Source organism: Microbacterium sp. ZW T2_14 (genome assembly GCF_044987405.1).
GTDB lineage: Bacteria > Actinomycetota > Actinomycetes > Actinomycetales > Microbacteriaceae > Microbacterium.
The window spans coordinates 1-12,809 of record NZ_JBJDRK010000017.1 but is presented as its reverse complement, the minus strand read 5'-3'; the positions used below and the strand labels follow the sequence as shown (position 1 = coordinate 12,809).

13 protein-coding genes and 1 tRNA gene are annotated in these 12,809 nt (G+C 70.6%); 4 read left to right on the top strand and 10 right to left on the bottom strand.

The features are described 5' to 3' along the window. Nucleotides 1-59 precede the first annotated feature (59 nt). Nucleotides 60-1,028, top strand: coding sequence for an EamA family transporter (locus tag ACI3KY_RS07905; protein ID WP_404929633.1), 969 nt, complete (start codon nucleotides 60-62; stop codon nucleotides 1,026-1,028). An 82-nt stretch (nucleotides 1,029-1,110) separates the two neighbouring features. On the opposite strand, the gene ACI3KY_RS07900 is transcribed toward ACI3KY_RS07905, so the two are convergent. Both ACI3KY_RS07900 and ACI3KY_RS07895 read right to left on the bottom strand, forming a co-directional pair. After that, nucleotides 1,111-1,506: a hypothetical protein gene (locus ACI3KY_RS07900; protein WP_404929632.1), complete on the bottom strand. Its 396-nt coding sequence runs from the start codon at nucleotides 1,504-1,506 to the stop codon at nucleotides 1,111-1,113. Between the two features lie 57 nt (nucleotides 1,507-1,563). After that, nucleotides 1,564-1,636 (bottom strand) — tRNA-Thr (locus tag ACI3KY_RS07895). A gap of 243 nt (nucleotides 1,637-1,879) precedes the next feature. On the opposite strand from ACI3KY_RS07895, the gene ACI3KY_RS07890 reads away from it, so the two are divergent. The 3 genes from ACI3KY_RS07890 to ACI3KY_RS07880 all read left to right on the top strand — a co-directional run bounded on the left by ACI3KY_RS07890 (nucleotide 1,880) and on the right by ACI3KY_RS07880 (nucleotide 4,562). Beyond that, entirely contained in the window at nucleotides 1,880-2,785 is a 906-nt protein-coding gene (locus ACI3KY_RS07890) for a MetQ/NlpA family ABC transporter substrate-binding protein (protein WP_404929631.1), read from the top strand. A gap of 87 nt (nucleotides 2,786-2,872) precedes the next feature. Beyond that, nucleotides 2,873-3,910 carry a methionine ABC transporter ATP-binding protein gene (locus ACI3KY_RS07885; RefSeq protein ID WP_404929630.1) on the top strand — a complete coding sequence of 346 codons (1,038 nt, stop codon included), beginning with the start codon at nucleotides 2,873-2,875 and terminating at the stop codon, nucleotides 3,908-3,910. Next, nucleotides 3,903-4,562 (top strand): methionine ABC transporter permease, encoded by a 660-nt coding sequence (locus ACI3KY_RS07880; RefSeq protein ID WP_404929629.1) that lies wholly within the window; start codon nucleotides 3,903-3,905, stop codon nucleotides 4,560-4,562. The genes ACI3KY_RS07885 and ACI3KY_RS07880 overlap by 8 nt, the downstream gene beginning before the upstream one ends. A 76-nt stretch (nucleotides 4,563-4,638) precedes the next feature. On the opposite strand, the gene ACI3KY_RS07875 is transcribed toward ACI3KY_RS07880, so the two are convergent. The 8 genes from ACI3KY_RS07875 to ACI3KY_RS07840 all read right to left on the bottom strand — a co-directional run. Beyond that, nucleotides 4,639-6,171, bottom strand: coding sequence for an alpha/beta hydrolase (locus tag ACI3KY_RS07875; RefSeq protein WP_404929682.1), 1,533 nt, complete (start codon nucleotides 6,169-6,171; stop codon nucleotides 4,639-4,641). 56 nt (nucleotides 6,172-6,227) lie between these two features. After that, nucleotides 6,228-7,427 (bottom strand): DNA polymerase III subunit delta', encoded by a 1,200-nt coding sequence (locus ACI3KY_RS07870; RefSeq protein WP_404929628.1) that lies wholly within the window; start codon nucleotides 7,425-7,427, stop codon nucleotides 6,228-6,230. A gap of 44 nt (nucleotides 7,428-7,471) precedes the next feature. Beyond that, entirely contained in the window at nucleotides 7,472-8,083 is a 612-nt protein-coding gene (gene tmk, locus ACI3KY_RS07865) for a dTMP kinase (RefSeq protein WP_404929681.1), read from the bottom strand. 62 nt (nucleotides 8,084-8,145) lie between these two features. Beyond that, complete coding sequence (topA, locus tag ACI3KY_RS07860; RefSeq protein ID WP_404929627.1) at nucleotides 8,146-10,872, bottom strand: type I DNA topoisomerase; 2,727 nt, start codon at nucleotides 10,870-10,872, stop codon at nucleotides 8,146-8,148. A gap of 67 nt (nucleotides 10,873-10,939) precedes the next feature. Beyond that, nucleotides 10,940-11,257: a helicase gene (locus tag ACI3KY_RS07855; RefSeq protein ID WP_404929626.1), complete on the bottom strand. Its 318-nt coding sequence runs from the start codon at nucleotides 11,255-11,257 to the stop codon at nucleotides 10,940-10,942. Between the two features lie 139 nt (nucleotides 11,258-11,396). Next, nucleotides 11,397-11,756 carry a TadE family type IV pilus minor pilin gene (locus ACI3KY_RS07850; RefSeq protein ID WP_404929625.1) on the bottom strand — a complete coding sequence of 120 codons (360 nt, stop codon included), beginning with the start codon at nucleotides 11,754-11,756 and terminating at the stop codon, nucleotides 11,397-11,399. Continuing rightward, nucleotides 11,753-11,995: a DUF4244 domain-containing protein gene (locus tag ACI3KY_RS07845; protein ID WP_404929624.1), complete on the bottom strand. Its 243-nt coding sequence runs from the start codon at nucleotides 11,993-11,995 to the stop codon at nucleotides 11,753-11,755. Before ACI3KY_RS07845 ends, ACI3KY_RS07850 begins: the two co-directional genes overlap by 4 nt. A 120-nt stretch (nucleotides 11,996-12,115) precedes the next feature. After that, nucleotides 12,116-12,809: type II secretion system F family protein (locus ACI3KY_RS07840; RefSeq protein WP_404929623.1), on the bottom strand; the 694-nt coding region annotated here is incomplete at its 5' end.

Sequence of the window (12,809 nt, the reverse complement as noted above, 5' to 3'; positions counted from 1 at the left end):
TGCCGCCGGCCGGTGCCGACGGGTCTCCGCGCGGTCACTCGCTCCTATGCTGGGTCGCGATGCTCTCCGCCGCCCTCGCGCTCATCGGTGCCGTCGTCTACGGCTCTGCGGACTTCCTGGGCGGCCTGGCGGCGCGGCGGCTGCGCTCGATCGTCGTCACCGCCGTTGCGGCTCTGTCGGGACTCGTCGCGCTTGCGCTCGTGCAGCCGCTGGTGGGCGGGGCATGGACGGCCGCCGATGTCGCGTGGGGGGTCCTCGCCGGGATCGTCGGCGTCGTCGCCGTCGCCCTGCTCTACGCCTGCCTGGCGATCGGACCGATGAGCATCCTCTCGCCGTTGACGGCTGTCGTCTCGGCGATCGCTCCGATGCTGTGGGGCCTGTTGGTCAAGGGCGATGCCCTCGCGCCGATCGGCTACGCCGGGCTCGCAGTGGCCCTGGTCGCCGTCGTGCTCGTCGGCTTCATCCCGGGCGAGAAGATCGTGCGGCCGCACCCGCGCGGACTCGTCATGGCGGTCGGCGCCGGGCTGGCGATCGGCGCCTTCCTCATCATCGTCGACCAGACCTCCGCCGACAGCGGCCTCGTACCGCTGGTGACCAGCCGCGCGACCAGCGGTGTCGTGACCGTCGTCGTGGTCGGCGTCCTTGCCCTCATGGCTGTGCGTCGCGGCGCGCCGGCGCGCTCCGTGCTCGCAGTCGCAGGGCCGCCGCTCGGTGCGATGCCGAGCGGCCACGCGGATCTCGAGCACGCCGATCTCGAGCATGGTGCGGACCTCGAGGGCATCACCACGACCCAACGCCGGGCCTGGACGCTTGCCATCCTGTGCGGGATCGCGGATGCCGCGGCCAACGCGCTCATGCTCCTGGCCTTGCGCAACGGCGATCTCGCGGTGGTCTCGGCGCTGACGGCGCTCTACCCCGCCGGCACGATCCTGCTCGCCGCGATCGTGCTGCGCGAACGCGTCGCAGTGATCCAGTGGGTGGGGCTGGGCCTCGCCCTCGCCGCCGGCGTCATTCTCGCCGTCGCGTGAGCTGCGCCGCACCGCCCTCGAAGCATCGCGCAGGGCTGAATCGCGATTGCGCGACGAGGTCGCGGAACCTGTCGGGCGGGCGTCAGCCGCGCGCGAACAACATGATGAGCGAGGTCACCAGCGCGACCACGCCGAGCGCGAGCATTCCACCGGCGAGGAGCGCGACGGCCCGCACCGCGGGCGAGCCCTGCGTCAGCCGCATCCGGTTGATGGATCCGCGACGGACGAAGATGTCGGCCATATCGGCGTCGCCGACGTGGTGCTCCTGCTCGTGGCTGAGGTGGGCCTCCCCCACGCCGCCGTCCTCATCGAACCAGCGCACCAGACGGCCGTGTGCCGTCGACTCGACGACCGCGCGTACCGGCACCCAGGTGCCGTCGAACAGGTACATGATCAGCGCGACTCCGGCGAGCAGGGCTCCCACACCGAATCCGATCCACGAGAAGATCTCGGCGAGGGCGTCGATCGCCTGGGACACCGCACCACCGTCCTTCGGATACGGAAAACGGCCGCTGCCGCGGCCGTTCCGGTTCTGAGCCACCTAAGGGAATCGAACCCTTGACCTATTCATTACGAGTGAATCGCTCTGCCGACTGAGCTAAGGTGGCGCGCCTCGCTCGCGCGATGCACAAGCAACGATCTTACAGGGTCGCAGGAGCGCTCGCGAACACGGGACCCCGGCATCCCGTCCCGCCACACCAGCGGTCGGTGTCGACGTGTTACGAATCGATTCGGATGCCTCGGCCGGTCGCCGTAGGTTCGAAGCCGGTCCGCGACGAAGCGTGCGCGGTCCCGAGGCTCGTGCACGCGGTCACCCGCCGACACGGGCCTCGATCCACAGGAGCACTCACATGTCCACGCGCAAGAAGCTCATCGCAACCGCCGCACTCGCCCTCCCGCTCGCCCTCCTCCTCGCCGGCTGCACCGGCGGCGGGACGGATGCCGACTCCGGCGCCGCCGCCGAGAACGAGGTGGTCCGCATCGGCGTCGTCGGCGCCGGCGAGCCGTACTGGGAGACGTACAAGGAGGCCGCCGCCGAAGAGGGCATCGAGGTCGAGCTCGTCGACTTCAGCGAGTACTCGCAGCCCAACCCTGCTCTGTCGGCGGCCGAGCTGGACCTCAACCAGTTCCAGCACATCATCTACCTCGCCACCTACAACGTGCAGAGCGGCGACGATCTGCAGCCGATCGGCGCCACGGCGATCTACCCGCTCGGCCTCTACTCGACCCAGTACGACGCGGTCGAAGACATCCCCGAGGGCTCGACGATCGCCATTCCCAACGACGAGTCGAACGGCGCTCGCGCCCTGCTGGTGCTGCAGTCCGCAGGCCTCATCGAGCTCGAGGACGGCGGCTCGCCCTTCTCGACCCCCGCTGAGGTCATCGAGGATGAGTCCAAGGTGCGCGTGGAAGCTGTCGCCGCCGACTTCACCGCGTCGTCGCTGCCCGACTTCGCCGGCGCGATCGTCAACAACGACTTCGTCACCAAGTCCGGTCTGACCGAGGACGAGCTGCTGGCCCAGGACGACCCCAGCGACCCGTCGGCCTTCCCGTACATCAACATCTTCGCTGCGAAGGCGGAGGACGCCGACAACCCGACGTACCTGAAGCTCGTCGAGATCTACCAGAACACCCAGGCCGTGCAGGACGGCGTCCTGGAGGCATCGGGCGGCACCGCCGTGCTCGTCAAGACGCCCGTCGACGAGCTCCTCACGTCGCTCACCGACGTCGAGGACGACATCCGCGCCAATTCGTAAGACCGCCACACCGCGGCATCCGCCTGTGCGGCCCGCCGGCGCCTCGTGCGCCCGGGCCGCACACGCGCGTTCCGCCGAGGAGCATCCATGACCCTGATCCGCCTGACCGGCGTGACCAAGACCTTCGCGGCGTCCGGCAAGGACGCCGCGCCCACCGTGGCCGTCGACGACATCTCGCTCGACGTGGCGGCCGGCGAGGTGTGCGGCATCATCGGCTACTCCGGCGCCGGCAAGAGCACCGTGCTGCGCCTGGTGAACGCGCTGGAGACGCCCACCGCCGGCACCGTCGAGATCGACGGGCGCGACATCACCCGCCTTCGCGAGCGCGAACTGCGCGAATTGCGGGGAGACATCGGCATGATCTTCCAGCAGTTCAACCTGTTCGACTCGCGCACCGTGGCGAAGAACGTCGCCTATCCTCTGGAGGTCGCCGGTCGATCCCGTGCCGAGATCGCGGCGCGCGTCGACGACCTGCTGCGCTTCGTCGGGCTGGCCGACAAGGCCCGCAGCTACCCGGAGCAGCTCTCGGGCGGCCAGAAGCAGCGCGTCGGCATCGCGCGGGCGCTGGCGACGAATCCTCGGATCCTGCTCGCCGACGAGGCCACGAGCGCGCTCGACCCCGACACGACGCAGGAGGTCCTGGCGCTCCTCGCGCGCATCAACGCAGAACTCGGGGTCACGATCCTCGTCATCACGCACGAGATGGACGTGATCCGCACACTCGCCGACCGTGTCATCGTGATGGAGAACGGCCGCATCATCGAGAGCGGTGCGGTCTTCGACGTGCTGTCGGCGCCGCAGCACGCGGCGACGCGCCGGTTCGTCGCCAGCATCATCGAGGATGTGCCCGCCGGCAGCCAGCTGCGCACGCTGCGAGAACGCCATCCCGGACGCATCGTGACCTTCACGGTGCGCGAGGGCGACGTCTCGCAGGCCGAGGTGTTCGCCGCCCTGTCGTCGCACGGCGTGCGGTTCGAGCTCGTGCACGGCGGGATCAACGACATCGCTGGGCGCGTGTTCGGGCACCTCACGCTCGCACTGACCGGAGAGGCGGATGCCGTGCAGCGGGCGATCGACGCCGCGTCGGCGTTCGCGCCGCTCATCGAGGAGGACGCCCGTGGATAGGCTCGTCGACCTTCTCCCCGAGCTCTGGGCCGCGACGGCCGAGACCCTGTACGTGGTGTCACTGAGCCTCGTGTTCGGCGGGATCGCCGGCCTGTTCGTCGGGTTGGCTCTCTACGCGACGCGACCCGGGAGCCTCTTCCCGAACCGCTTCCTGTTCGGCACGATCAACGTGGTCGTGAACTTCTTCCGGCCGATCCCGTTCGTGATCCTGCTCGCCGCCGTGCAGCCGCTCGCCCGCAGCATCGGCATCCCGGGCATCGGGCCGGAGTTCGGCATCTTCGCCATCACGATCGCGTCGCTGTTCGCGATCAGCCGCATCGTCGAGCAGAACCTGCTCACCGTGCGCCCCGGTGTCATCGAGGCGGCGAGGGCCACGGGCGCGAGCCGCTCGCGCATCCTCCTGCGGCTGCTGCCGCGCGAAGCGCTCGGCCCCCTGATCCTCGGCTACACCTTCATCGTGGTCGCTCTCGTCGACATGACGGCCATCGCGGGCGCCGTGGCGGCCGGCGGCCTGGGAGAGTTCGCGATTGTCTACGGCTTCAAGCAGTTCAACCCGTGGGTCACGTGGGCGGCGGTGCTCGTCATCATCGTGATCGTGCAGGCGGTGCAGTTCATCGGCAACGCGCTCGCCCGCCGCGTGCTGCGTCGCTGAGCGCCTGGCCGGCCTGCCGCCATGAGAGAAGCGGATGCCGCGTGCTGCGGCATCCGCTTCTCTCATGCATCGGAACTCACTCGCAGCGCAGGCCGTCCTCGGGCGGCGTGCCCTCGAGCAGGTACGTCTCGATGGCGGAATCGACGCAGGTGTTGCCCTTGTTGTAGCCGGTGTGGCCCTCGCCGACACGGGTCACGAGCACGCCGGACGACAGTTGGTCGGCCAGCGACACCGACCACTCGTACGGGGTGGCGGGATCGTTCGTCGTGCCCACGACGACGATCGGCGCAGCGCCCTCGGCCGTGATGCGCTCCCGCACGCCCGTCGCGGGGTACGGCCAGACCTCGCAGGGGTCGGGTCCGCTCCAGTACGGCGCGACGGTCGGCGCCTCGGCAGCGAGCAGCGCCTCGGCATCCGCCTGCTCCTGCTCGGTCGCGTCCACCGGGTAGTCCATGCAGTTGTACGCGCGGAAGGCCTCGGTCGAGTTGTCGAGGTACGTGCCGTCCTGCCGGTTGTAGTAGAAGTCGGCGAGCTGGAACGCGATGTCGGCGTTCCCCTGAAGGACGTCGGTGAGGGCCATCGTCAGATAGCTCCAGCTGTCCTGCGAGTACAGTGCCGAGACGATCGTCGTCATCAGCGAGTCGGCGCCGAGCATGCGACCGTCCGCGTTGGGGATCGGATCGCGGTCGACGCTCGCCAGCAGCGTGCCCAGATCGGCCATCGCCTCGTCCACGGTGCCGCGGAACGGGCACTCGTCATCGGTCAGGCAGTCGGCCATGTACGCGCGCAGCGCCGACTCGAATCCGACGCCCTGCGTGATGCCGACGTCCAACCCGGGGATCGACGGGTCGATCGCGCCGTCGAGGACGAGACGACCGACCTTCTCGGGGAAGAGCTTGGCGTAGGTCGCGCCGAGGAAGGTGCCGTACGAGTAACCCAGGTAGTTCAGCTGCTCGTCGCCCAGGACGGCGCGCATCATGTCCATGTCGCGAGCGGCGTTCTCCGTCGTGATGTACGGGAGGATGCCGTCGCTGTTCGCCTCGCAGGCCTCGCCGAACGCCTTATTCTTGGCCTGCAGCTCAGCGGTCCAGGCATCCGATCCCCGTTCGTTCTGGGGGATGTCGAACAGGTAGGCGTCCATGTCGGTCGCGTCGTAGCAGCTCACCGCGGTCGACTCGCCGACGCCCCGGGGGTCGAAGCCGATCACGTCGTACTGCTGGCGCACCGGGTCGCTCACCGCGAACGACACGGAGTCGCGGATCAGCGCGACCCCGCTGGATCCCGGTCCCCCGGGGTTGGTCAGCAGGGATCCGATCGGCTCGCCGCCACCCTCGGCGCGACTGCGGATCATGGCCAGCTCGATCTCGCCCTTCGACGGGTCTGCCCAGTCCAGCGGCGCCGTGACGGTCGCGCAGTCGAAATCGCCGTTGCAGGAGCTCCAGTCCAGCGTCTGCTCGTAGTACGGCAGCAGCTCGGCGGGCACACCCGTCGTGTCGGCCGACTTGCTCGTGGTGGGCCGGGGCGCCGCGTCGGGGATCATGCCGTAGAGGCAGCCGCTCAGAGCGACGGATGCCGCGACGAGGCCCGCGATGACGGCAACGGCCTTCATCCGGATGCCGGGCCGGCCGGCCTGCCAGGAGCCGGGCCGGCGGGAGCTGGTCGTGTTCACGGGGTCCTTCCGCTCGCCACGGTGACGAGCATGCTCTCGAGGGCGAGTGCGGGCGCGGCGTTGAGTTCGAGGTTCTCACGGGTGACGCCGATGCGGTCGACGACCGTGAGTGTGCGTTCGGGAGCCCATGCCGCGGCGAGGGCACGCAGGTCGGAGGCGAGCTCGCGGTTGATCAGGACGTCATCCCGGCCGAACTGCAGCATGAGCACGTCGCGGAACATCGACTCGAGGTCGGTGAGCACCCGATCGATGCCGTCGCGCAGGCTGCGGGTCGCCCGGCGTTTCTGCTCGTCTTCGAGCGCAGAGAGCTGCGAGCGCACCGCCGGCGGGACCGCCGACCCTTCGGCGATGCCCAGGGTGCGCAGGAGCGACGCCCGCTCGGCCTCGTCGCGTTCCGCCGTGAGCGCCTTCGCATCGTCGGTCGCGGCGGCGACGATCGCGCCCGCCACCTCGACCGCGTCGCCCACGCCGCGCACGGCCAGCACCCCGCGCAGCGTGGCGTCACGGCGTGCGCGTGCTGCGGCATCCGTCGCCAGCCGCTGCGCCATGCCGATGTGACGCTGCGCGTGTCGCGCCGACTGCTCTGCGATCACCGGGTCGACCCCGCTGCGCCGAACGATGAGGTCCGCCACGTCGGCGATGTCGGGCTCCCGCAGGCGCAGCGTGCGCACGCGCGAGCGGATCGTGGGCAGGAGGTCGGCGTCGCTCGGCGCGCACAGCACCCAGACGGTGCGCTCGGGCGGCTCTTCGAGCGCCTTCAGCAGCACGTTCGAGGTGCGCTCGGACATGCGGTCGGCGTCTTCCATCACGATCACGCGATACCGGCCGAGCGAGGGCGAGAAGTAGGAGCGCTCGACGAGCGCACGGGCGTCCTTGATCGAGATGATCACGCCCTCGGTGCGCAACGCGGTGAGATCGGGGTGGGTGCCGGCGAGCACCTGCTGCATCGCCCGCTCGTCGCCCGGCTCGGCGATGAGCGCCGCCGCGAATGCGTGCGCCAGCGTCGACCGGCCCGATCCGGGAGGACCGGTGATGAGCCACGCGTGCGTCATCGACGCGGGATCGGATGCCGCCTCCCGCAGTGCGGCGACCGCCTCCGGCTGCCCCCACACATCGCCCCACGGCAGCGCCGGAGCGGGCACGGCTTCGGCCGTCTCACGCTCGTCCGCCCGTGCGGCCTGTGTCGAGGCATCCATCCCGCCCAGCCTAACCGCGACGTCCGACGACCAGCGCCGACGCCTCAGGCGAGGACGGCGGCCACCCGCTGCCGCACGGCGGCGGCGAGCTCGTCGGCGGGCAGCGACGCGTCGAGGACCAGGAACCGCGCCGGCTCGGCGGCGGCGAGGGCGAGGAATTCCTCGCGCACGCGCGCGTGGAAGTGCTCCTTCTCGGACTCGAGGCGGTCGAAGGGCTTGTCGTCGGCATCGAGCCGTGCCCGGGCCGCGGCGGGGTCGAGGTCAAGGAGCACGGTGACGTCGGGCAGCAGCCCCTCCGTGGCCCAGAGCGAGAGGTCGCGCACCTCGTCGCGGCCGAGAACGCGCCCGGCGCCCTGGTAGGCGACCGAGGAGTCGAGGTAGCGGTCCTGGATCACGACCTCACCGCGCATCAGGGCCGGCCGCACGAGCGTCTCGACGTGGTGAGCGCGATCCGCGGCGTAGAGCAGGGCCTCCGCACGCGCAGCGACCTCGCCGCGATGGTGCAGGACGATGTCGCGGATGAGCACGCCGACCTCGGTGCCGCCCGGCTCGCGGGTGCGGACGACGGTGCGTCCGGCATCCGCCAGCCATTCCTCCAGCAGGGCGGCCTGCGTGGTCTTGCCGACCCCGTCGCCGCCCTCGAACGTGATGAACAGTCCGGTCGCTCGCGGCCGGTCTGCTGCGGCTGCGGGAACCCGGCTCGGCGCCGCGTCCGCCGTCACTTCTTCGCCGCGGGCTTGCGCGTCGTCGTCGTGCGTCGCGCCGGCCGCTTGGCCGGACCCTTCGCCCGCTTGTCGGCGAGCAGCTGCACCGCGCGCTCGAAGGTGATCTCCGTCGCCTCCTCGCCGCGCGGGATCGTGGCGTTGGTCTCGCCGTCGGTGACGTACGGGCCGAAGCGTCCGTCCTTGAGCTTGATCGGCTTGCCGCTGGTGGGGTCGGCCTCGAACTCCTTCAGGGCCGACGACGCGCCACGCGCGCCGTACTTCGGCTGCGCGTAGATCGCCAGCGCCTCGTCGAGCGTGATGTCGAAGATCTGCTGCTCGCTCTGCAGGGTGCGCGAGTCGGTGCCCTTCTTGAGGTACGGCCCGTACCGGCCGTTCTGCGCGGTGATCGGCGCCTGAGTCTCGGGGTCGATGCCGACCGTCCGCGGGAGGTCGAGCAGCTGCAGCGCCGTGTCGAGGTCGATCGTGTCGACCGACATCGACTTGAACAGCGACGCCGTGCGCGGCTTGGGCGCGACCTCCTTCTTCGCCCCGCGCTTCTTCGGAGCGGGAGCTTCGACGGGCTCGGCGACCGGAGTCACTTCCCCGGTCTCCTCGTCGACCTCTTCCGCGGCGGGCGGGTCGGTCTCCTGTACATAGGGTCCGAAGCGACCGTCCTTCACGACCACGAGCTTGCCGTTCGCCGGGTTCTCGCCCAGCACCCGGTCGCCGGCGACGGGAGCATCGATGAGCTCCTGCGCGCGCTCGGGGGTCAGCTCGTCGGGCGCGAGGTCCTCGGGGATGTTGACACGGCGGGGCTCGGCATCCGGGTCCTCCTTGTTCGGGACCTCCAGGTAGGGCCCGTACTTGCCGAACCGCAGCGTCGCCACGTCGCCGATCGGCGTCGAGTTGAGCGCGCGGGCGTCGATCTCGCCGAGGTTGTCGACGATGTTGCGCAGCCCGACCTGGTCGTCCGAGCCGAAGTAGAAGTCCTTGAGCCAGTCCTCGCGCCGCTGCTCGCCACGGGCGATGGCATCGAGGTCGTCCTCGAGGGCTGCGGTGAAGTCGTAGTCCACGAGGTCGGCGAAGTGCTGCTCGAGAAGCCGCACGACGCTGAACGCGAGCCAGCTCGGGATCAGCGCCTGGCCGCGCTTGGTGACGTATCCGCGGTTGAGGATCACGTCGATGATGCTCGCGAAGGTCGACGGGCGGCCGATGCCCTTCTCCTCGAGCGCCTTGACGAGACTCGCCTCGGTGTAGCGGGGCTTGGGGCTGGTCGCGTGGCCCTTGGGCTCCACGTCACGCAGCCGCAGCACGTCGCCCACGGCCATGGCGGGGAGCGCCTGGTCGTCGGTCTTGTCGGCGTCGCTGCGCTTCTCGTCGCGGCCCTCTTCGTAGGCCTCCAGGAAGCCCTTGAAGGTGTAGACGGTTCCGGATGCCGTGAACTCGGCGCGGCGGTCGCCGGCGGCGACCTCGAGGGTCACCGTGGTGGTCTCGTACTTCGCGTCCGACATCTGGCTGGCCATGGTGCGCTTCCAGATGAGGTCGTACAGGCGCAGCTCGTCGCGGTCGAGCTGGCTCGACACGTCGGAGGGCGTGCGGAAGGTCTCGCCCGACGGACGGATCGCCTCGTGCGCCTCCTGGGCGTTCTTGCTGTTGTTGCGGTAGGTGCGCGGGTTCAGCGGCACCGAGGCTGCACCGTACATCGCGACGGCCTGCTCGCGCGCGGCCTGGATGGCCTGCGTCGACAGCGCGGTCGAGTCGGTGCGCATATAAGTGATGTACCCCTTCTCGTAGAGGCGCTGCGCCACGCCCATCGCGTGCTTGGCGCTCATCGAGAGCTTGCGTCCGGCCTCCTGCTGGAGGGTGGACGTCGTGAAGGGCGGCTTCGGGCTGCGTGTTCCCGGCCGGGACTCGAGGGCGGTGACGGATGCCTCGGCCGCCGCCTCGATGGCCGCGGCGAGCTCGCGCACCTGCGCCTCGTCGAGGACGACGACGGCCTTCTTCAGCTGACCCTTGTCATCGAAGTCCGTGCCGCGGGCGAGCACCGCTCCGTCGACGCGCGCCAGGCGCGTCGAGAAGGACTCGTCGAGCCCCTGCGGGCGGTTCGGCGCGGCGAGCGCTTCGATGTCCCAGTACGACGCCGAGACGAACGCCATGCGTTCGCGCTCGCGGTCGACGACCATTCGGGTGGCAGCCGACTGGACGCGCCCGGCAGAGGTGCCCTGCTGCACCTTGAACCAGAGCACGGGGCTGACGTCCCAGCCGTAGAGGCGGTCGAGGATGCGGCGGGTCTCCTGCGCGTCGACGAGCGCGAGGTCGAGCTCGCGTGTGTTGCCGACGGCGGCCTGGATGGCGTCCTTGGTGATCTCGTGGAACACCATGCGCTTGACCGGGACCTTGGGCTTCAGCGTCTGCAGCAGGTGCCACGCGATGGCTTCGCCTTCGCGATCTTCATCGGTGGCGAGCAGGAGCTCGTCCGCCCCCTTCAGCGCGCGCTTGAGCTCGGCGACGGTCTTCTTGCCACGCTCGCTCTCGACGTAATAGGGGTCGAAGCCGTTGTCGATGTCGATCGAGTACTTCCCGTATGCCTGCTTCTTATCGGCCGGGATGTCCCTCTTGTCCGCGAGATCGCGGATATGGCCGACCGAGCTGAGCACCTCGTAGCCATCGCCGAGGTACCCCTGGATCGACCTCATCTTCGTCGGTGACTCGACGATGACGAGCTTCTTGCCTTCTGCCAACGGGGGCGTCCTTTCTTCGACGCAAACCATACACGCCGCTTATCGGTGCGGGCGCTGTGAGCACTGATCAGGGCGGCGGCCCGGCACGCGCCGAAGCCCGCGCGGTGACCGGTCCCACCCGCAGCGAGACCACGATGGTCGCGACCAGTTCGTCGAGATCACACGCTTCCACGACGGCTCCGAAGGTGCCGGCGACCTCGGCCGCGCGGTCGCAGGGGATGCCGGTGACCGCGCCGGACGCGGCGTCTGCGGCCGCCAGCGCGCCGGCGTCCGCGGCCGAGGCCAGACGCTGCCCCGCGACTGCCGCACTGCCCGCCATCGCGAGTCCCGAGGTGAGGAGCGCTGCCGAGGCCACGATGCCCGCCACGGCCATGGTGCCCGGCATCAGCCACCACCGGCGTGTCGCATGCCGCGGCCGCGGTGTCCGGCGCCCGTCCGATCTCGGGTGCGCCTCTGGTGCAGGACGACCACCCGCTGTCGGGTGCGTCTTCGGAGTCTGGCCTCCACGGCAGTCGCACGCGGGCTCACAGACCGCCTCCGAGAGCGCACCCCGTCGCCGCGATGCGCAATCCGAAGAGTGCCGCTGCCGACGCGCTCACGCAGACGAGGTCACCGCGCGGTCCGATCTCCACGGAGGCGCCTGCCACCGCCGCCGCGACGGCTTCACGCGCCCGCTCGTCGGACTCGCCGCGCGCGCTCAGGCGCGCGGCATCCGCCACGGCGTCCTGCAGCCGCACCTGCCGTGCCGCTCCGGCGAGCGCCCCGACCCCGAGGACGAGCACCAGCAGCAGCGCCGGCAACGCGACCGCGAACTCGGCGACGACCGCACCCCGCTCCGCATCGGGCCGGAGGCGCCGGCCGTCGCCGAGCCGCGGACGGATCATGCCACTGTGAGCGCGCGACGCACGAGATCCGTGAGGATGCCGCGCACCTCGTCACTGCGCATGATCACGACGAGCATGCCGGCGAAGGCCACGGCTGCCATCGTCGCGATGGCGTACTCCGCGGTCGCGGCACCGGCGTCGTCTGCGAGGGCGCGAGCGGCGCCCTGCGGGCGGAACAGGCGCTCGGCGCGGCGACGCGTGAGACGCGGCACGGACGTGGTGGTCCAGGGGAAGGACATGGGGTTCTCCGTTCGATGGAAGGGTGTGCGGGCACGGTCTGGGGCGCGGGTCTTGCACGCACTGGTGGGAGCGGCACGTCGGGACCTCGCGGGACAGCGGGCGCGTCGACCTCGAGGTGGTCATAGGGAGACCGACATCGTCGACATGACGCTCAGCATCATCGGGCCGACTCCGAGGAGGAGGAAGGCCGGCAGGGTGCAGACGCCGAGCGGAACGAGAAGGCGCGTGGAGAGCCGGGCGACCCGCAGACGTCCGTCGACCCGCGCCCGGTGGCGCGCGTGGGCCGCGGAGGCCCGCAGCAGCTCCACGGCCGGCACGCCGGCCGTCCGCGAGAGAGTGAGCACGGCGTCCAGGTGCTCGCTCTGGTGCTCGGGGGCGGCGGGATCCGCCCGCACCCCCCTGCCCGTCGTCGGATCGGGGGTCGAGCCCGTGTCGCGCAGCGCGAGGGCCTCGCCGACGACGGCTCGTGCGCGGTCTATCGAGACCCCGCCACTGAGTGCGATCGCCATCAGCTCAGCATCGAGTCCAGGGACGTCGTCTGCGGCGCGAGCGCCGCGCACCAGTCGGACCGTCCAGCGCTGAGCGGCGATCATCAGAAGCGCGCCGCCGGCAAGACACGCGATCCCGAGCGGGTTCGTGAAGAGCGTGCCGAAGGTGTCGAAGCCGAGCGCCGCACCCAGCCCCACGGCGACGAGCGGCAACCAGCTCATCAGGCGCGCCGTGCCGGCGGGCTCGGCGAGCGCGACCCGCACATCGTCGGCGGCCTCGTGCGCGTCGCGCAGCGCGACGGCCAGGCCTCGCAGGCACTCGGCG